The sequence below is a fragment of the Pseudalkalibacillus sp. Hm43 genome (assembly GCF_054170705.1).
The window spans coordinates 1,453,146-1,473,208 of the sequence record NZ_CM135129.1 but is presented as its reverse complement, the minus strand read 5'-3'; the positions used below and the strand labels follow the sequence as shown (position 1 = coordinate 1,473,208).

Below are 20,063 nucleotides of genomic sequence, written 5' to 3'. Positions count from 1 at the left end.
TTTTTAAAAAGAATGTAAAGCCATCACTGCTCACTGCCATGATTCTCGTCATTACGTTGTAGTTCTTTCAGATATGCATCCAAGCGATCGAACCGCGCATCCTGAATGTCACGATAAGATGCCAACCATCGATCCAACTGCTTGAATGGCTCTCCCCTTAATTGGTAAATCCGCTTGTTGCCCACTGGAAAGACTGCGACTAGACCCGCTTCACTCAAGACTTTCAGGTGTTTTGAGACCTGAGGCTGACGGAGATCAAGTTGCTCAGCGATTTCTCCTACGGTTAGATGCTGTTCACGCAAGAGTTCTATAATCTTTAATCGGTTGTGCTCAGCGAGAGCACTTAGTATCTTTTCCATACATCCAATATACTCTAAAGGGAATATTCCCGTCAAGGAATATTTAAATTTTTCCACGTAAAAGTTTTCGACAAACTCAATCTGTAACAATGCCCAACCTATGTTCATATTTTGTTGAGGAGAGTTGTTGTAGGGTAATAGGTCTCTTCACATGGAATTTTAAATTGAACATATGGAGGTTAAGACATGACCGATTTTCACAAAGACATCAGGGACTTGAATGTTGGGGACTACAAGGCGAGCCAAATGGTGCCGAGTGAGCAGCATGGAGACTCTGATGATGAGCGGATCATTGTTGGTGCGTGTGTAGGTTGCTTCGGTTGCTTTGGCTGTTTCCGATGTTTCGGCTGTGCTCGTTGCGGAGGATGTGGCGGATGCGCACGTTGCGGAGGCTGTGCTCGATGTGCCCGATGTGGTGGATGTGGCCGTTGCGGTGGCTGCGGTAGATGCGGCGGTTGCGCAGGTGGATCAGAAGAGGAATAATAGGTGGAAAAAAACGACCCGTACCAGTTACGGGTCGTTTCCTATTCATACGTTACATGCAGTTGTTTTTGCGAGACGGTTTCCTTGATGGTCTCCTCGATCAAAGCCCAGGCTTCTTCAGCCCGATCATTAGGACCTTTATGTGTAAAAGCGTGATAGCAATCTTTGAATACGTGTTTCCGGACAGGGACGCCGGCCTTTTCTAGCTTATCTGCGTAAGCTATTCCTTCAGGATGAAAAGCATCATACTCAGCGATGATAAAAAGCGCGCTCGCCAAACCTTCCACGTTATCAGCAAGAACAGGAGAGGCATGCGGGTGTTTTTCAAGATCAGCATTCGGTACATAGCACCGGTTCATGAAGTTCGCGACCTGAGGATATTTCGCCCTTCTAGGATCGGGTTCCGGCTTATCCGCATGCGGCGTCACGAAATCGACCATCGGACAAGATAACACCTGCAGCAACGGTTGTGGCTCGTTCCGTTCTTTTAAAAAGAGGCAGAGGGCAGCAGTGATGTTCGCACCAGAGCTCTGACCACCGATCATGATCTTTTCCCGGTCGAAACTCAGTTCTTCCGTATGCGCACGAATCCATTGTAGAACCTCATAGCATTGCTGGATGGGCTGAGGAAATGAGTACTCAGGAGCCTTCCCATAATCCACATTGACCACTGCGCAACCGGTATGATTGGCGATGCGCCGGCAATACACATCATCCATCTCTTTCGAATTCATGATGAACGCGCCTCCGTGAAGGTTCATGTACACCGGCAGTTTTTCAACGGTTGTGTTCATCGGATAATAGATGGTAATGTCAGTCGGCTTCACACTCGTATGGATTAATACGTCTTTCTTTTCTTTCACTTCTTGATGATCGACCGTTGGATCATCTTCACTCGATAAAAGTCGAATCAACTTTGCAGCAGTCCATTTCAACACAGGGAGCCCCCCTTTTTTAGCTGTTTACCCTGTATAGGAATAAAGTAAGCTGTTGGTTTTCACTAAATTATATAAAACATTGCACAAAGAATAAATTCTATTGACTTTATGAACCGGTGAAGGTAACATACAAAACGTAATAATTACGATTTGCGCACCATCATCATTTCCTTTCAAAAGGGGAGAAGCTCCATTTACATAGTCTTATCGTTCAACATCTTTAGTCGGTTCCAATCGGAACTAAATTTTTTTGCGGATTAAATCGTAATAATTTCGATTTACCACAAGATAGGGGGACATCAGATGAAAATAAAACACTTATTCACATTACTCGTATTGATGTTAGTCGTTACAGCCTGTTCATCTGGACAGACGAATGGGACTTCAGGGGAAAAAGAACTGACATTTCTCTTTAACTTTACTGCCTCAACCTTGGATCCACATATTGATCAGAATAGTACAGCAGTCAGAGCAGGCATTACAGAAACACTGGTAAAGCTGAACGAGGACTTGGAGCTCGAGCCATGGCTTGCAAGTGAATGGGAGAACACAGATCCAACGACCTGGACTTTCACGATTAAGGAAGGCATTACGTTTCAAGACGGTACTGAAATGGATGCGCATGCCGTGAAAGAATCTTTCCAGAGAGCCATTGACGTGAGTGAGTCGGTGAAAGCGGCTTTAAAAATTGACACGATCAGTGTGGAAGGGAATCAAGTCATTTTCAAAACGACAGAACCACTCGCTGCCTTCCCTTCAGAACTGACGCATCCACATACCTCGATCGTCAAAATGGATGAGGATGAAACACTTAGTAAACAGCCGGTAGGGACAGGGCCGTTCAAGGTCGAGCAGTTCCAATCGGAAGTGAATGTAGAACTATCCAAGTACACGGCTTATTGGGATGGAGAGCCTAAGTTGGACAAGGTGAACTTCGGATTCAACACAGACGCCAATGCTCGGGCGATGGCGTTGAGATCAGGAGAAGCCGATATCGTTTATTACCTTCCATCTGACATCGCTTCATCTCTGAAAGAGGAGAAGAACCTCAAAGTGGAATCCAACAGCAGCTTACGCACGCATTTTATCGCGTATAACTTGAAGAGTCAGCAAGTCGACGATCTGAAGGTGAGAAAAGCGATTGACGCTCTTATCGATCGGGAAGCGGTCGCGAAAGACATTATGGGCAAACTTGCGGTGCCTGCTGGCGGACCGTTCAATCCTGAGTTCCCGTTCAGTCTTGGGGAAAAGCCGGCTTCACTAGATGTACATAAAGCGAAAACGTTGCTGGAAGAAGCGGGGTATACAGAGAAAGATGGCAGAATGTCGAAGGCTGGTCAACCACTGGTCTTGAACATGATCACCTATCAGTCGAGACCGGAGCTGCCGTTGATTGCTCAGATGATCCAATCCAATGCTGAACAGCTTGGGGTGAAGATGAACATCAAGACCGTGGATAACATTGATGAATATTTAAGTACGAACGAGGATTGGGACATTGCAACTTATAGCAACCTAACCGCTCCAAGAGGAGATGCGGGTTACTTCCTGAATGTAGCCTATCTTCCAGACGGGGCACTGAATGTCGGAGAGATCGATGATCCTGCTATCAATGAAAAAGTTTCCGAACTCAACCAGATGACAGAACCTGAAAAACGGAATGCGCTCGCGAAGGACATAGAAGGCATCACGAATGAGAAAGTCTACCAATCGTTCATCGTGCACCCTACGCTTACCGTTGCCATGAACGATCGGGTCAAACACTTTCACCCTGGAGAACAAGAGCACTATTTGATCACGCACACATTGGATGTTGAATGAGATGTTACGGCTATGCCTATCCAGGATCATTCAATTAGTGATCGTCCTTTTCTGCATCACGTTCTTGAGCTTCATCTTGATTAAACTCGCGCCTGGCGATCCTGTAAAATCAATGCTCAACGTGGATGAAGTGACGATCACACAAGCGGAAATACAAGAAGTAAGACGTGAAATGGGATTCGATCTCCCTCTTCACGTCCAATATGTCAGGTGGCTGCAACAGGCATTACAATTCGATTTTGGCGAATCGTATCTCACCAACCGTCCAGTCACGGATGAAATCATGAACAGGATTCCTGCTACCCTTCAGCTGATGGGGGGAGGCATGCTCGTCGTACTGATGGTCTCGATTCCGTTAGGTGTGTATTCAGCGATACACCAATCCAAGATGATCGATCATCTCGGAAGGGGATTTGCTTTCTTAGGCGCATCCATTCCGAATTTTTGGTTGGGGCTATTGTTGATTCAAGTGATCTGTGTGGAGTTGGGCATTTTACCTTTTATCGGTTACCAGGGGATTGAAAGTATGATCCTCCCATCTGTGACACTCGGTTTGGCGATGGCCGCGGTTTATGCCAGACTGCTTAGAGCAAGTATGCTTGATACGATGAATAAGCCATACATCCACCTTTTGAAAATCAGAGGGATCAAAGAGAAGAGCTTGACTTTCAAGTATGCATTGAGAGAAAGCTTGATTCCCGTCATCACGATGTTCGGCATGAGCCTCGGCAATCTGTTGGCGGGTGCCATCGTCGTAGAGATTCTCTTTTCCTGGCCGGGTCTTGGTAAAATGGCGGTCGAAGCCATCCTTAATAGAGATTATCCACTCATCCAAGGCTATATCCTGTTCGCGGGTATTTTTGTGATGCTCGTGAATTTGATTGTTGACCTTTCTTATTATGTGCTGGATCCGAGACTGAGATTAAAGGAGCACCAAGCATGACGACGCTCACAAGACGCATTCAAACCAAATGGAACCCCTTCGTACTGACCGGTGGGTTCCTTTTGATCATGATCGTTGGTATCATTCTTGGAATACCTTTATGGACTGAACATGATCCTTATACGGTCAATACGGGAGAGAGACTTCTGCCATCCAGCCTGGAACACCCGCTAGGGACCGATCAATTAGGTCGGGATATCCTTGCACGGATTGCGGAAGGGGCGACCTATACTTTAGGCATTTCTTTTGTCGCAATTCTCGTCTCCTTGCTCATTGGTCTGCCGCTCGGCATGATATCTGGCTTTTTAGGAAAAAAGATGGATCAAGTGCTGATGCGGATTATTGATAGCTTTGTCGCATTTCCTGATTTTCTGGTTGCCATCGTCATCACAGCCCTTTTAGGACCAGGCATATGGAATGTACTGATGGCCATCGTGTTCGTCAAATGGGTAGGCTATGCCCGGTTGGCGAGAGGGATTGTCCTGACAGAGAAGCATAAGGATTACATAACTATTTCGAAGTTGAGCGGAAGCAGTGTATGGAAAACGATTACCCTTCATCTGTCCCGGCATGTTTTAGCACCTACCATCGTACTCGCTACATTGGATATGGGCAAAGTCATACTCTTGATCTCGTCCTTGTCCTATATCGGTCTAGGTGCACAACCACCTATACCCGAATGGGGGACGATGCTCAATGAAGGCAGGCTCTATTTTCATGCGTCGCCTTCTTTAATCATCTTTCCCGGGCTCGCCATCATGCTTGTGGTCATGGCGTTCAATCTGATAGGAGATGGGATTCGTGACCAACTGGATGGCAAGCGGAGATAGGGGGGGAGAAGATGGATCCAATTCTAAAGATCGACGGCTTGAAAATCTTTAACAGTCTTGACGATCAGGTTATTGTCAACAACTTATCGCTAGAGGTTGAGGAGAAGCAGATTGTAGGTCTCATAGGTGAAAGCGGGAGCGGAAAAAGCATAACAGCAAGCGCAATCCTCGGAGCGCTGCCGCCTGAATTGAAGAAGAGTGGTACGATCCGCTTTTATGATCAGGACCTGTCATTTCATGATCTTGACGAGATTCGTAAGGTGATCGGCAGTAGCATCGGTTATATCCCACAAGATTACAACAGCGGGTTCTCGCCATTTTTTAAAATCGGTCACCAGATGGATGAACTTCTACAAACACATACCTCGTTAAATAAGAAGCAACGGAAGGTCAAAATCTACGATATGCTCGAGCGAGTCAAGCTTCAACCCCATAAGGTGTTTGATTCGTACCTCTTTCAACTGAGCGGCGGACAGCTTCAGCGTGCAGTCATTGCCTCTGCGATGATCCTTGAACCCAAGCTGCTTATCTGTGACGAAGTGACCACCGCTTTGGATGGGGAGAACGCCGAAGAGATTTTGAATCTGCTCAATGGTTTACGCGAAGATTTTGGCACAGCGATCATTTTCATCTCTCATCAGCTGAATCAAGTCTTGAAAATCAGCGATGTGGTGGCTGTGATGTATGGGGGCGAAATCATGGAAATTGGGGAAATCCAACAGATCAAACGTCAAGCCATCCATCCTTACACGAGACTGCTAATGGAAGCAAAACCTCGCATCACGAACGGTGTGCAAATTCTTTCCGTCATTCCCGGAGAACCAGGGGACATCCATCGGAACGGGTGTCCATTTGCTAGAAGGTGTCCTTTTTCAGGAAGTGAGTGTTTTGAAATACCAGTCGTATTGAGCGGAAAGGGAAGCCACCGTCTCGCCTGTCATCACTATTCGAAGCTTTCCGATTGGAAGGAGGATGAACATGTCGTTGCTCGAAGTCCAGTCCATCAGTAAAAAGTACGGCGATGTCGAAGTGTTGAAGGATATCACATTTGCGCTTGGGCACGGTGAATCCCTTGGAATCGTCGGAGGAAGCGGGAGTGGCAAGAGTACATTGATCAAATGCATCACGGGCATTGAACAGATTCAATCCGGAAAGATCTTCTTTGACGAAAGATGCCTGCACAAAAAACGGAAGCAAACCTACAAAGACATGCAAATCATCCTGCAGGATCCGAGTTCCTCACTGAATCCTAAATTACCGGTTAGGGTGAGCATGATGGAACCGTACAGCAATTTTCACATCAACAAATGGACACCTTCCCTACGGAATAAGCAAAGACTGTATCAAAAAGCCGTCGAATTAGGTGAAAGGGTCGGGATTGAAGAAGCACTGCTACGCAGACTTCCCCACGAATTGAGCGGTGGACAGAAGCAGAGGATTTCCATTGCAAGAGGCATCAGCTTGCATCCCAAATTACTTATCCTAGACGAACCGACCTCCAGCCTCGACGTTTCCGTACAAGCGCAAATCTTGAACCTTTTGAAGGATCTGCAAAACCGATTCGGTATGGCTTTCTTATTCATTTCACACGACATAGCGGCTGTCCGTTATCTATGTGAGGACATCATGGTCATGAATGACGGGGCGATTGTGGAGACATTCAAGTCCAAACGCCTGTTGGACCATGATCGGCATGATTATACAAAAGCACTGATTAAATTTGCGGAGGGTTAGCTCGACCCTCCCACAATACGCCTCATTCGAATCAAAAAATAGATCACTGCTGCAATAAGGAGTCCAATGAGAACAATAGTCGTCCCCTTTTGTACAACATGGACTGGACTGTTGGTATAAGCATATTCCCCGCGACGGAACGCCTTCTTATACTGCACTTTACCGATTTCAACCGCAATCGCCTCATCCGTACTCACGCCAGTAATCTCATAGTATTTCGTCCCTTTCCGATATGCGTTTGAAAAGTTACCGGACATCGTGTTCATATCCGAATAGCTCGTCACATGGCCGATTTCTCGCTCCACGTCCGTGATATAATCATCGGTCACTTCATACATAAAGCCGTCCCAAACGACAAATGGATACACCCAGGATGTCGCCAATGCTTGAAACGGCAACACCAGAAGCAACATACAAAACACCCCTATACCCGCAAAAGAAGTCTTCATCTGCACCCCAACCTTCTCTCTTTAACTGGTAAAATATGATAATTCGAGTATACCATCAAACTCCTATACATAAGAGACAAATTCCCGCTCATACAATCAGTAAGAATGACGTTTTTGTAGGATAGGACAGCTCTCACAGTGAGGAGGAGCGCGTATGACCAAAATGACACCGACGATGCGTTTGAAAGTGAACCGGGATACGTTCTTTCTGCCGGATGCCGCAGGGCGGGTGTATTTCCGGAACAACGCAGGATCTTTCCAAATGGAAGGGGAATCAATTGATCGCTGGATAGAAAAACTAGTGCCGATGTTCAACGGCGACCATAGTTTGGCAGAGCTCACCGATGGCCTTCCGGAACCATACAAAAAGAGAGTTTACGAGATTGCGGAAGCCCTCCATCAGAATGGGTTCGTCCAGGACATCAGCGACTACAAACCACATGGATTGAAGGAGGACGTCCTCACCAAATACGCATCACAGATCGAGTTCCTGAACAGTTTCGGCGGTTCAGGCGCTTATCGTTTTGAACAATACCGGAAGGAAAAAGTGCTCGCAATCGGCTCGGGTCCGTTTTTCCTGTCGCTCGTCAATGCACTTCTCGAGTCTGGTCTCCCGAATTTCCACGTACTCGTGAATGAAGAAGTCGAGACGAACCGAAAGCGGCTCGCGGAATTAACGTCCCATGCCCGTAAAACCGACCCGCAAGTTGCAGTCGAGGTCGTTACGAAAGCAGAAGCGGTCCGCTCATGGAGCGAGGTCATCGAACCGTTCGAGACCGTCTACTATGTTTCGCAAACGGGCGAGCTGGAGGAGCTCAGAGTCCTTCACGCTGTCTGCCGCGATCAGAACAAACGATTCATTCCGGCCGTCTGTTTTGAAAAAGTAGGGATGGCAGGTCCGGTCGTTACACCGGATTCAGAGGCATGTTGGGAATCGGCGTGGCGAAGCTTGCATCAGAGCGCATTGGAAAACGAGCACTCGACAGGTCTATATGCAACGACCGCCGGCGCGTTGCTCGCGAACCTTTGCGTGTTTGAAGGCTTCAAGACGATGACAGGCGTCAGCACCACCCCTAACCAGCTCTACACGTTGGACCTTTTTACACTGACCGGAAAATGGCACACCTTCCGACCATATCCAAGGGTGACGGACTGCACCTCGATTGTAAAAGTCGATTCGCTGAATCGAGAGAAGAAGGAAGAGAGCGAGTTGTTCCTCACGTTCGGCAGGATGACGTCTCAGGTGACCGGCATTTTCCATCGCTGGGAAGAGGGCGACCTCAACCAGATTCCACTGTCGCAGTGCGCGGTTCAGGTGGCAGACCCGATCTGCGATGGACCGGCGGAACTTTTACCGGTGAAAAATTGCAGCGGACTCACGCACGAGGAAGCGCGGAAAGAAGCGGGGCTAGTCGGCGTGGAAGACTATTGTGGAAGACTGATCGACTCGTTCCAGCCCGCCTATAACGGGGTCGGTGCAGGTGAAACGGCGGAAGAAGGCATCAGCCGCGGTGTACAGAAATGTCTCATGGAAAAACTGAAAGCACGCGGTGAGCATACATTAACGCCTGTAAAACTAGGTGAGGTCACTGACGACCATTGCAAGTTTTACATGAACGTGTTGGAGGAACCATGCGTGTTCCTGGGAGAGTATCTATTCGGTTATCCGGTCACCTGGGTGTGCGTCAATGATTGTTGGTACGGCAGTGCCGGAATGAATGTGACGCAGGCACTCAGATGCTGCCTGGAGAAAGCGATATTGAAGGATTGCCACACGAATGCGATCTGTACGGAAAACGTAACCGTAACCAAGTGTGATCCACAAGCACTTGACGTTCCACAACTCGAAATCGATCTTTTCAAAATCACCGAAACGTGTGATGTGTACGAATTGAAGATGGAGGCCCTGTTCAAAAAGGATGAACTCGGTGTCTATGGTGTCCTCTTGCGAGAGGAGGTGGTGGAATGATGCAGACGGTTCTCGTGATTGGTCACGGCGTGCTCGCAGAATATGTGTGCAACCAACTGAAAGGTCAATGTGAAGTGATCCGAAGGGCTGAAGTGGAAAAAGGATTGCCTCAAGCGGAACTCGCGCTCGTTTTACATGACACATGGGTGCCGGCAGTCCACCAACAGGCGGAAGAAATGCTCGATATTCCATGGCTCCGAGGGTTCGTTTCATTTGGAGAAGGTGTCATCGGGCCCCTCGTCCGACCAGGAGAAGCGGGCTGTTCCCAGTGCGCCGATACGCGGATGTTGATGGCGGGGCGTGACCGGAAAGAAATGTGGGACCTACGGCAGCAACAGGTGTCGATTCAAGACCGGAACCCCGACGCCTGGACATCCAACTCAGGTTTCCTACAGATGGCACTCGTTTTACAGTCGGAAGTTTGCAAACTTCTTAAAGGAGAGAATCCACAGTCTGAAAACCATGTGTGCCTGCTCAGTCTAAAAACGCTTGAAAACTCATGGCGTACCATCTTGCCGGATGCGATGTGTCCGAATTGTGCAGAGATCCCGGCGGATGCTCCGGAAGAGATGAAACTTGAACCGAGCATGAAAGTGAGCCTGGACACATACCGGTGCCGTCCGATGGGTGAGCTGAAGCAAGCGCTCGCGAAAGATTATCTCGACAACCGGACCGGCATGCTGAACTCCAAAACGTATGACCCGCAGACCATTTTCGCAGACGTGATCGTCAATCTGCCGCTCTTCAACGGAAACGAAGGAACAGCTGGTCGGACGCACTCGTATGAACTGAGCACATCGACCGCGATCCTCGAAGCACTGGAACGATCGTGTGGAATCGGTGCCCGAGGCAAAAAGACCGTCGTCCGTGACGCCTATAATAACATCAAGGATCACGCGTTGAACCCGCTGTCGGTCGGCGTTCATTCCGATGAACAATACGCGCTGCCGAACTTTCCATTCAAAAAGTTCGACCCAGACAGGAAAATGAACTGGGTGTGGGGCTACTCGTTTTTACAGGAAAAGCCGATGCTCGTGCCTGAGCTGCTCGCCTATTACAGCATGGGCTGCGGTGGCGGTTTCATATTCGAGACATCCAATGGCTGTGCGCTCGGTGGAAGCCGGGAAGAAGCGATCTTTTACGGAATTATGGAAGTCATCGAACGAGATGCGTTCCTGCTCACCTGGTACGCACAACTCGAGCTGCCGCGGCTCGACCCGAAGTCCGCCGGTGACAAAGAGCTCGAGCAGATGGTGACGCGGATGCGGGATGTCGCAGGCTATGACCTTCATCTGTACAATGCAACAATGGAACACGGCATCCCAGGTGTGTGGGCGATGGCGAAGAACCGGAAAGAGGAAGGGATGAACATCATTTGTGCGGCGGGTGCCCACCTCGACCCAATCCGCGCGACGAAAAGCGCGGTGTACGAACTGGCCGGTATGGTGCTCAATATGGATGAAAAGTTCGAAACAGGCAAAGCAGAGCACATGAAAATGCTCCATAATGACTCACTCGTCCGGCGGATGGATGATCACGGGATGCTGTATGGACTGAAGGAGGCGGAGGAACGGCTGAACTTTTTACTGAAGGATAACGGGCCGATGCAGACGTTCGGGCAGGCGTTCCCGGAACGACCGAAGAACCCGGATCTGACCGAGGAACTGAAAGAGATCATCCAGAAGCTACACGAACTCGGGCTTGATGTCATCGTTGTCGACCAGACGACACCGGAAGTCCGGCAGAACGGCCTCCATTGCATGAAAGTCCTCATACCGGGCATGCTGCCGATGACGTTCGGCCATCACTTGACCCGTTACAAGGGACTCGAACGTGTGCTCAAGGTGCCGATGGAACTCGGGTATGTGGAGGAACCGCTCACTTACGAAACGCTCAACCCGTTTCCGCACCCGTTCCCGTAGGAAGGAGGGTCACCATGAACGACTTTCTCTACAACCTCCATTACGACATCGAGCGGGTGAGCCCCCCGGATTGGGAGGTAGACTGGGACGACGCACCGCTTCCGTATAAGCTGTATCGCAACTTGCGGGTCGTCCCGTTGTCATCGGAAGTGCCGCTTACCTTTGAAAAAGTGGAGAGGAAACCGACAATGGAAAACATGTCGCATTTTCTCTGGTTCACGTACGGATTGAACCAGGTTTCGCAAGCGAAAGATGTTTTTACAGAGGACGTTTCCCAGTCCCTCCGCAGGTTTGTCCCTTCTGGTGGAGGGCTCTATCCGAACGAAATCTATCTTTATGTAAAAGTGGAGGGTGTCACACCGGGCATCTACCATTACGACGTCGCTCATCACCGTCTCGTATGCTTGCGGGAAGGGAACTTTGATGACTATATCCAGAAAACGCTCGGCGGTCGATGCGATATGGCGGAATGTTTCGCCGCTGTTTTCATCTCAACGATGTTCTGGAAGAACTTTTTCAAGTACAACAACTTCAGTTACCGGCTTCAAGGGCTGGACGCAGGAGTCGCCATCGGCCAACTGCTGGAGGTGAGCAAGCAATACGGCTACGAAACAAATGTGTACTATCAGTTTCTCGATCAGCCGTTGAATCATCTGCTCGGATTCGATGACCAAGACGAAAATGTCTATGCCGTGATTCCGCTTTCTGAAAAGACAATCCGTACGCAGGACACGAAGACGTATACCGCAGAAACGGTTGTCGGAAGCATTCCAGCGATCCAATCCGACCATTACGTCCATTCTCAAAAGGTACTCGATTTTCCGATGATCCAACGTATGAATGACGCCATAAAAATCGAGTCGACCGAACAATTTTCTGAACCTGTAAAATCAAGAAGGAAGCCGATTCAGGGAGGGTTTCTTTTACCGAATGGAGAGCCACTGTCAGAGAATCTGATGGAAGCTTACCGGCGAAGATACTCACCAGGCATGGATTTTACGATGGGAAAAATTCCATTATCGCAAGTTGCAACCATGCTTCAGCATACGATGAATGCACCCCCGAGAAGTGACTCAGCACCATCTCTTGCAATTGCCGGTTGCTTTTACAATGTAGAAGGGTTACCGGATGGAGCGTATGAATACGATCATTGCACCCATACGTTGCGGTTATTAAAAAAGGGCGACTTCCGGTTGCAGCTGCAAGCCGGAATGACCGCCCATAACGTGAATCTCTATCAAGTTCCGCTCTGTTTCCATATCATCAGCCCGAAAGAATTCCGTAAACGGGATTATCGGATTCTGCAGATGGAAGCGGGAAGGCTGTTACAACGGTTGCTGACAGCAGCCACAGTCCTCGGACTCGGGGGCCACCCGCTCCTCGGTTTCGATGTGAAGCTTTGCGATGACATCTATTCGTATCGCCACGAGACCTGCCTCATCCAAGTTCCAATCGGACCTGTGCACCCGAGAGTGGCACTAAGAGGCAGCCTTTTCTAGCTTGGAAACGCGCAGCAATTTCGCATGAACCAATCGCTTACGCACTGTAATTCCGATCCAACTTGCTAAAAACGCCTTAATCAATCCGACGACGATGAACGGATACACACCGACGGCAAGCGCCTGTGTCCAAGACATATCGAGGACGTACTTCAGCTGGATGCAGCCCATCACGAGCGTAATGACCATTCCGATCGTGTTCGCAACGAGCGCCCACGTAAGGTTGAACTTCGTGCGCTCAAGGATCCATCCAGTCACGAATGCCGTGACGATGAACCCGAATATGTAACCGCCAGTTGGCCCGACAAGCACTTGCGCGCCGCCTTTCGCTTCAGCAAAGACTGGCAAACCAATCGCGCCCATGCCCACATAGCAAAGCATCGCAACCGCACCATAACGGCTACCGAGGATCGTCGCCGTCAACCCGACTGCCAGCGTCTGTCCGCTGATCGGGACGATCGGCAACGGAATTTCAATCTGTGCGAAGATCGCTGTAACCGCAGCGAACATCGCGCACAACGTAATCATTCTGACTCTGTCTAACTTCATTTTCATAACCCCTCTTTCATTAGAAAAATGTTAACTTATAACATAAATAAGTTAACATATAATTCGATTGTTGGGTAGTCTTAGAATTTTTGGCCTTGGTTTTAGAAATTCGGAGCTTCGTTTTAGAAATTTCATAAAGGGTCTTAGAAAAATCACGAGTGGTTTTAGAAAAAACGAAGTGGATCTTTGAATTTAGTAAGATGTAACCACGAAAAAGGAGGTCATCACTATGCCGTATGTAAGCGTGGAGGATCAAGTCGACTTGTTTTATGAAGATGTCGGGGAGGGGACGCCGGTCATATTCATCCATGGCGTCTGGATGAGCAGCAAGTTCTTCCGGAAGCAGACCGAGTTTTTCAGTAAAAACCACCGTGCGATTCTGCTCGATCTCCGCGGACACGGGGAGTCTACCAAATGCCATCACGGACACACCGTCGCCAACTACGCAAAAGACGTCCAGACGTTCATTGAAAAACTGAACCTCAAGGATGTCGTGCTCGTCGGTTGGTCGATGGGAGCGTTCGTCGTTTGGGATTATCTCCAGCAGTTCGGCGACCACAACGTCAAAGGAACGGTCATTGTCGATGAACTGCCGTCCGATTACAAATGGGAGGACTTCCCGATGGGCGCTTTCGACTTTCCTACCCTCATCCACCTCATGCGCGAAGTCCAGAACAACCGCACCGGATTCCTGACTGAGTTCATCCCACTCATGTTTAAAAACGAGCTCTCTCAAGAAGACTTCGACTGGATGCTCGAAGAAACGACGAAACTGCCAGAGTCCGTTGCGAGTGCGATTCTCTTCGATCAAACAGTCGTTGACTACCGAGAGCAATACGAAGGCATCCAAACTCCGACCCTCTTATGCTTCGGACGCGAAGAGAAACTCATCCCCGTCGCAGCAGGAGAATACATCCATGAACGTATGCAAAACTCACAGCTCACCATTTTCGAAAACAGCTGCCACTGCCCGTTTTTAGAAGAACCAGAAAGTTTCAACAAAGTTGTAAAGGCATTTGTTGAGTCATTGTAAATAGTCATATTTTAACGGGCTTCTGACTGATCATCAGTTGCCCTTTTTTCATGTCTATAAACGTCAACATTACATTTATTGTTAAATAGTCCAATAGATTCATTTTTCCAATTATTTGGATATTAAACTTTCTTTATTTGGAAAACTTTTCTATACTACAAGTAGAATTTGGAAAATACATACTTTTCTGAAATCTACTAAATTATGACAAAGGGGGTGAATTCATATTGGCTCATACAAAAGGTAAGAATCCGATTAAAAAACAGACAGGTACGCGCTCCAAGTTCGGTGTAGGCGTCAACGGAACTCCTGATAGAAACGCACATGATCCAGGTGGTGGTTGTGGATGTTCCAGTGGATGTGGTGCTGCAACGAAGGTCAAGAAAGCATAATCATAAGGGGGAGTGGAGTAAGTGACACTAAATGGCTTACTCCACTTCACTCGTTTATCGGGCAGAAATATCAAGTGACTATTATACTATTTTTACCAGTATAAGAAGACTTTACATAATTAGACAAAATATTCATACTTCCAAGTGTAGTTACAAAATTCAGAAAAATGAAAGGGTGAAACACATGGCTGATACTAAAGGTAAAAACCCTGTGAAAAAGCCTACAGGAATTCGTTCTAAGTTTGGTGTAGGTGCGACAGGAACACCAGTAAGAAACGCAGATACGAACCCAGGTGCTTGTAGTTGTTCAAGTGGTTGCGGGGCTGCGACTAAAGTAAAAAAATAGTCAATTTAGTAGAGTGATGGTCCTAGACCATTACTCTACTTCTCTTTAAAGGAGCTATTATAAATGGATACATATAGAATCAACAAATTCATATATCATGTTTTGGCGAATGGGGAAGCTGTCATCCAGACCCAAGCAGGAATGGTCCGCACAGATCATATGGAAATGATGGAGCTCATTGAAAATTGGGATCAAAAGAACCAAACGCTCGCGAGTGAAGAAGAGTTCAAGGCCGTTTTTGCTGAAGATTATTTGGAGGCCATCGAGTTTCTCGAATCATATAGAATCATAGAAGAAGTAAAAGAAAAGAAATTGAGCATCGATCGACTTTCCGTTATTTCAAATCATAGTGAAATTGGAGAGCTTTTACATAAAACATTGAAAAATGATTATCAAAATCATACTGAAGTCAATCATTGCGATATCCATTCGATCAAGCCGAGTCAGGAAAATGAGTTGTCCATCGTATTCTTGAATCCATACAACAAAGCACTTGGTATAGAGTTGAGAGATCGACAAAGGAACACTCCGAATTCCATGATGTTGATGAGTTATGTGTATGAGAGCAGTTTTTATATGGACTGCTTTTATAGTGACGATTGGAAAATGCCTTGTCACCTATGTCATATGGGACACATCGAAAGCCAGTCATTGGTAGCGGACTCTGACACGATGACCTATCAACAAATGGTTTCCTCCCTTTACTCAGTGGATCGGGATTTTAAAATTAATATTCCGCTCACCACAACCCAACAGATGAACATCGTGACGTTGATCAGTAACAAATTGAATCGATTCATGAACGACTTTCATCAATCGAACCTTCATCCAGAAGAGATGACGGATTGTACATTACTCGACTTGAAAACGTTGAAATCCTATCAAGATACGTCCATTCATTGGGAAATGTGTGATTGCTATGAGTAGAAGCAGTCAGACAACTCCATATTACGATGTTTTCAAGCAAAAACAAGATCTGTTCTTTTCTGAAGCCATTCAAGACAAAGTTCTGGACGAGAGAACGTTACAAACCGTCACGAAATTTCATCAATCCACAACGTGGAACATGCCTTTCAACTGGGGATTGGATGAAGATACACAAGAATGGATGGACCTTGTAGAAAATACGGATGTCCTACCTGAAAATGCGGATGGTGAAATCGTCTTCGACCAAGATTCGCCTCATGAGCACCCGTTTCAAAGTACTAGGGATTTCATAGTACATAAACCACTGTCAAAAGTACGGATCGGTGAAATTTTTCAAGGTGCCTTTGGCCGAGATACATATAGGAGAAGCAAACCCTATCCATCTGCTGGTGCACTATATCCGATCATTCCTTTGTTATTTGTAATGGATTCTAGTGCCATTGAGTCTGAAGGGATAGAGGGCTGTTATGTCTATGATTCTACCAATCACAAACTTTCACTCATAAAGCCGTTCACCGCGTCGGATATAGAAAAGCTGAAACGCCATCTGTGTCCGAATGATGATTTCTTTTCGTCTCTTGCAGTTGGCTATGCCCTTGACCTCAAACGTGCGATTACGAAGTACCGAAGAAGAGGCTACCGGCACGGATTGATCGAAGTCGGGCTCATGGCTCAGAGCTTCAGGCACAGTATGGAGAGATATGAAGACATGGGAGAATTCTGTTGGTCTGGTTTCAATGATAATGCATTGACCCACGTTGCAGGATTGAATCCGAAATTGGCACCGATTCTGTTGATCCAGTGGTTTGGAATGGTCCGATGATCTTTCAAAAGAACAGAGGAGAAATCTACGGTTATAAGACACGATCCTTTCAGACAACGGAACCCTTGGTTCAAGCTTATTCAAGAATTCCCAACTTCCTGGATAAGGATGGATACACCGGTCCAATCGAATGTGGGGGCATAGACCGGAGCACTTCTCTTGCGGTAAAAAAAGCTTTCTCAGAATCGGTTGAAAGAAGAGCGGTGACCATTGGTGCGAAGGTAGCTTCTAAACAAGATCCTTTATACGATCGATTGCCTAAGCGTACATTCGGTATAAATGACTTCGAGGAATACAGTTTTTCATTCGATCTGATCAACAAGTGTCCAGCACTCATTCCGAAAGCGACTACGTCCTTTCGATCTGAGAAGCCTTTCATTGTGGATACGACTGGAACGGCAGCACACTCATCTACTGAGATGGCCACTCTATATGCTGTGAAAGAATTATTGGAGAAGAATGCCTTATTCTCTTTCTGGTATGGAAAGAAAGGAGAAAGGCTTGACCATAACATTTCAAATGGGTTAGCAAGGAAACTTGAAAGAATGGGCTATGAATTGAACTATTATGTCGTTGATCTCTTTTCTCCATTAAGGGTCGTTATTCTGATTGGTCATAACCCTGAACACTTTACACAGTTGAAATATATTTTCGGTGTCGGATCCGGTTTTGACTTGGAAGATGCATCCCAAAAAGCGACGACTGAAGCCTACATGTTACGGCTTTATTATAATGTGCTCTATTTCAGAGGAGAAGAAAATCCGAACACGTCCTCCTATGACAATGAAATGATTCTACAACCCATCAGGAGAGACGTTGAATCCCACATCGAGCATTTTCACAGTCTTGATATTCATGAAGGTGAAAGTACTGGGAATTCCCCAGAAAACATCGCGCCAATCATTGATGGTTTACCGGAATGGGTATCCGAATTATACATAACCGTTTTGCCTCAGGCCTTGAGGAATGATTTGATAGTGGTCAAAGCCTTTTCGCCTGATCTCGTCAACCATATACCTAAAAAAGCTTTTGCAGAATGTGAAACCCCAATCCTATCTGAATTTTTGAAATTGAGCAAGACAGAGCTACATCATTTACCGGAATGTCCAATCATCTAATAGGAGAGAAATGCCATGGATATCGTCTTTCATAACGAATCAAACTGCTCTCCCTCCGTTGTTTCCCGTGTTTCCATCAGGAGGCCGGTTTTTTCAAACGGGATAAAGAGCTGTAAACTATCTCCAAACCTACATGAAGGGACCTCAGGTCGATCTGTTGGTTACAGCATGGAAAAAGTGATCAAAGCCTCATTCGGCGAGCATCTTGAAAGATTGAGTCTTTTCAAATCCAAGCTGAGACCAGACGGCTATGGTGATAGGCAGTTTGATGCGTTCAACATGATAACCGGAGAGACCATTCAAGTACCAGCTGCCTCTGTATTATTGGAATATAATCTTCCGGTATTCAAGGGATATGGAAATTTAGAAAAGCTCTATAGTGATACGTGTGGAGTGGCGGCACATTTGAATAGTAAAGATGCGATGCAGAACGGATTTCTCGAATTCGTGGAACGCCAGTCGTTGATACAAACCTGGCTCACTGAACGAGTGGGGGAAAGAGTGACGGAAGCATCCATTACGGATGAGTTGATCCTTAAGTCCATCCATTACATGAACAAATATGTGGATGAGATCCACCAGTTCAATATATCGATTACAGAAGAAGTGTACGTCATCATGACACTCGGCTTTCACGAGAATTACTTTTCAATCGGTATTGACGCGGACGTGGACCTTGATAAAGCAGTACAAGGATCATTGAACGAATTCGCTATGATTGTGGAAGGAAGTATCCTGATTCATCAAAAACCTACTGAGGAACGTGTCTTTCAAGATAGTCAGCTTTACACGGAAATCTTCTATCAGCAAACAGGTGAGGAGTTCCGCCGCAAGTACGAATTCTTGATGAAATCTCCTCCCCTGGGGAAGCGGTCGGATCAGCCTGCTCTAAGTTTCAATTCCCTCATCGAGAAGGTAAGCAGAGAACTGCAGGTACCGATTTACTGTACATTCATCCCCAGTTTCATAGAGTCGGGTAGAGAAAAAGTCGTGAAAATATTTTCACCTGAGGCCTATCCACATATGAATACGGAACAATTCGATCCAGAAGATTATCGAATATCCAGCTCATTCCCTCATAACGGGTTCCCGAATAGAGGGAGACATATTCCCTTCCCATGAGGGATGGAAGGACAACACGAAGAGAGGTGCGAACATGGTTAAGACGTATGAATTCTTTGTTTTTTTCAATCGGGTCGTATGGAAGGAAAGTAAATTGGCGATTGTATGGCCGATGATGCTCCCATTGATTACATTCTTCCTGATCAACTATCGATGGTTTTATGATAAACCGGATTTTGACACGATGATTTCCTACTTTGCAGGATTCTGGGCGTTCATCATCGTTACGATATTCTTGAATGGAGTAGGGTTACGCCTGTCCATCTTCAGGGAGACCGGCTTTCTGAAGAGTTTCACGTATATGGCTGGATCGAAAAACCCGATCGTATTCGGCTTGTTGATGAACCAGATGGGGCTGGGCTTCATCTCCTTGATCATCTTCACATTCGTGAACGGTTTGATTTTTCAACTGCCTGTCTTCACGTTACTGTATTTAGCTATATCCATCTACATACTGGTGGCGTTACCGATTTTTCTGTTGATGATGTGGCTACCGTCCATATCGGTCCGATCGATGACGATCTATTCCATCAGTAACATGCTGATTTTCCCGGCAACCTTCATTGCCGTATACCGTGATGTAATCAACTTTCCACTGTTGAATTTCGTATTCAGTCTGAATCCGGTCGAATACGTCTATCGAATGTCCATCCTGCTCAGCAATACATTCCAATTGACTGACATCGCAACGTATAACAATTGGATCATTGTAGCGATTTCGATCCTATACATGACGATCGGGATTTTATGCTGGAGAAAATTGAAGCTTGTATCAACGATTGTTCGAACATGAATGGAGGTTTGAA

21 protein-coding genes are annotated in these 20,063 nt (G+C 46.8%); 17 read left to right on the top strand and 4 right to left on the bottom strand.

Going from position 1 to position 20,063, the window contains the following annotated elements:
- Positions 1-23: 23 nt before the first annotated feature.
- The gene (locus tag ACXQIQ_RS07860) at positions 24-359 is read right to left on the bottom strand and encodes an ArsR/SmtB family transcription factor (RefSeq protein ID WP_439299315.1); all 336 of its coding nucleotides are present in this window, start codon (positions 357-359) and stop codon (positions 24-26) included.
- 186 nt (positions 360-545) lie between these two features.
- Here ACXQIQ_RS07860 and ACXQIQ_RS07855 point away from each other — a divergent pair, with 186 nt between their 5' ends.
- Entirely contained in the window at positions 546-842 is a 297-nt protein-coding gene (locus ACXQIQ_RS07855) for a hypothetical protein (RefSeq protein WP_439299316.1), read from the top strand.
- 41 nt (positions 843-883) lie between these two features.
- Here ACXQIQ_RS07855 and ACXQIQ_RS07850 read toward each other — a convergent pair whose 3' ends face one another.
- A complete protein-coding gene (locus ACXQIQ_RS07850; protein ID WP_439299317.1) occupies positions 884-1,780 on the bottom strand; it encodes an alpha/beta hydrolase in 897 nt (298 codons plus the stop codon).
- Between the two features lie 303 nt (positions 1,781-2,083).
- On the opposite strand from ACXQIQ_RS07850, the gene nikA reads away from it, so the two are divergent.
- From nikA to ACXQIQ_RS07825, 5 genes are read left to right on the top strand one after another with little or no spacing between them, the layout of a single operon-like run.
- On the top strand, positions 2,084-3,601 hold the full coding sequence (gene nikA, locus ACXQIQ_RS07845) for a nickel ABC transporter substrate-binding protein (protein WP_439299318.1): 1,518 nt from the start codon (positions 2,084-2,086) through the stop codon (positions 3,599-3,601).
- Between the two features lies 1 nt (position 3,602).
- Positions 3,603-4,544 carry a nickel ABC transporter permease gene (gene nikB / locus ACXQIQ_RS07840; protein ID WP_439299319.1) on the top strand — a complete coding sequence of 314 codons (942 nt, stop codon included), beginning with the start codon at positions 3,603-3,605 and terminating at the stop codon, positions 4,542-4,544.
- On the top strand, positions 4,541-5,374 hold the full coding sequence (nikC, locus tag ACXQIQ_RS07835; RefSeq protein ID WP_439299320.1) for a nickel transporter permease: 834 nt from the start codon (positions 4,541-4,543) through the stop codon (positions 5,372-5,374). Before nikB ends, nikC begins: the two co-directional genes overlap by 4 nt.
- Positions 5,375-5,385: 11 nt before the next feature.
- On the top strand, positions 5,386-6,384 hold the full coding sequence (locus ACXQIQ_RS07830) for an ABC transporter ATP-binding protein (protein WP_439299321.1): 999 nt from the start codon (positions 5,386-5,388) through the stop codon (positions 6,382-6,384).
- Positions 6,353-7,108 (top strand): ABC transporter ATP-binding protein, encoded by a 756-nt coding sequence (locus ACXQIQ_RS07825; RefSeq protein WP_439299322.1) that lies wholly within the window; start codon positions 6,353-6,355, stop codon positions 7,106-7,108. Before ACXQIQ_RS07830 ends, ACXQIQ_RS07825 begins: the two co-directional genes overlap by 32 nt.
- On the opposite strand, the gene ACXQIQ_RS07820 is transcribed toward ACXQIQ_RS07825, so the two are convergent.
- Positions 7,105-7,521, bottom strand: a complete 417-nt coding sequence (locus ACXQIQ_RS07820) for a hypothetical protein (protein ID WP_439299323.1) — start codon at positions 7,519-7,521, stop codon at positions 7,105-7,107. The two genes, ACXQIQ_RS07825 and ACXQIQ_RS07820, sit on opposite strands and share 4 nt — an antisense overlap.
- A 190-nt stretch (positions 7,522-7,711) precedes the next feature.
- Between ACXQIQ_RS07820 and ACXQIQ_RS07815 the strand changes: the two genes are divergently transcribed.
- From ACXQIQ_RS07815 to ACXQIQ_RS07805, 3 genes are read left to right on the top strand one after another with little or no spacing between them, the layout of a single operon-like run.
- Positions 7,712-9,526 (top strand): putative thiazole-containing bacteriocin maturation protein, encoded by a 1,815-nt coding sequence (locus ACXQIQ_RS07815; RefSeq protein WP_439299324.1) that lies wholly within the window; start codon positions 7,712-7,714, stop codon positions 9,524-9,526.
- On the top strand, positions 9,523-11,448 hold the full coding sequence (locus tag ACXQIQ_RS07810) for a TOMM precursor leader peptide-binding protein (RefSeq protein WP_439299325.1): 1,926 nt from the start codon (positions 9,523-9,525) through the stop codon (positions 11,446-11,448). The genes ACXQIQ_RS07815 and ACXQIQ_RS07810 overlap by 4 nt, the downstream gene beginning before the upstream one ends.
- Positions 11,449-11,462: 14 nt before the next feature.
- Positions 11,463-12,947: a SagB family peptide dehydrogenase gene (locus ACXQIQ_RS07805; protein WP_439299326.1), complete on the top strand. Its 1,485-nt coding sequence runs from the start codon at positions 11,463-11,465 to the stop codon at positions 12,945-12,947.
- Here the strand turns inward: ACXQIQ_RS07805 and ACXQIQ_RS07800 are convergent.
- Entirely contained in the window at positions 12,927-13,496 is a 570-nt protein-coding gene (locus tag ACXQIQ_RS07800; protein ID WP_439299327.1) for a biotin transporter BioY, read from the bottom strand. The genes ACXQIQ_RS07805 and ACXQIQ_RS07800 overlap by 21 nt on opposite strands.
- Positions 13,497-13,725: 229 nt before the next feature.
- Between ACXQIQ_RS07800 and ACXQIQ_RS07795 the strand changes: the two genes are divergently transcribed.
- The 8 genes from ACXQIQ_RS07795 to ACXQIQ_RS07760 all read left to right on the top strand — a co-directional run bounded on the left by ACXQIQ_RS07795 (position 13,726) and on the right by ACXQIQ_RS07760 (position 20,050).
- Positions 13,726-14,529, top strand: a complete 804-nt coding sequence (locus ACXQIQ_RS07795) for an alpha/beta fold hydrolase (protein ID WP_439299328.1) — start codon at positions 13,726-13,728, stop codon at positions 14,527-14,529.
- 227 nt (positions 14,530-14,756) lie between these two features.
- Positions 14,757-14,921: a hypothetical protein gene (locus ACXQIQ_RS07790; RefSeq protein ID WP_439299329.1), complete on the top strand. Its 165-nt coding sequence runs from the start codon at positions 14,757-14,759 to the stop codon at positions 14,919-14,921.
- 184 nt (positions 14,922-15,105) lie between these two features.
- Positions 15,106-15,267, top strand: a complete 162-nt coding sequence (locus ACXQIQ_RS07785; protein WP_439299330.1) for a hypothetical protein — start codon at positions 15,106-15,108, stop codon at positions 15,265-15,267.
- 63 nt (positions 15,268-15,330) lie between these two features.
- Positions 15,331-16,194 carry an McbB family protein gene (locus ACXQIQ_RS07780; RefSeq protein WP_439299331.1) on the top strand — a complete coding sequence of 288 codons (864 nt, stop codon included), beginning with the start codon at positions 15,331-15,333 and terminating at the stop codon, positions 16,192-16,194.
- On the top strand, positions 16,187-17,017 hold the full coding sequence (locus tag ACXQIQ_RS07775; protein ID WP_439299332.1) for a nitroreductase family protein: 831 nt from the start codon (positions 16,187-16,189) through the stop codon (positions 17,015-17,017). Before ACXQIQ_RS07780 ends, ACXQIQ_RS07775 begins: the two co-directional genes overlap by 8 nt.
- A complete protein-coding gene (locus ACXQIQ_RS07770; protein ID WP_439299333.1) occupies positions 17,014-18,135 on the top strand; it encodes a YcaO-like family protein in 1,122 nt (373 codons plus the stop codon). The genes ACXQIQ_RS07775 and ACXQIQ_RS07770 overlap by 4 nt, the downstream gene beginning before the upstream one ends.
- Before the next feature lie 168 nt (positions 18,136-18,303).
- Entirely contained in the window at positions 18,304-19,257 is a 954-nt protein-coding gene (locus tag ACXQIQ_RS07765) for a YcaO-like family protein (RefSeq protein ID WP_458025994.1), read from the top strand.
- A 34-nt stretch (positions 19,258-19,291) separates the two neighbouring features.
- Complete coding sequence (locus tag ACXQIQ_RS07760) at positions 19,292-20,050, top strand: ABC transporter (RefSeq protein WP_439299335.1); 759 nt, start codon at positions 19,292-19,294, stop codon at positions 20,048-20,050.
- Positions 20,051-20,063: the final 13 nt, after the last annotated feature.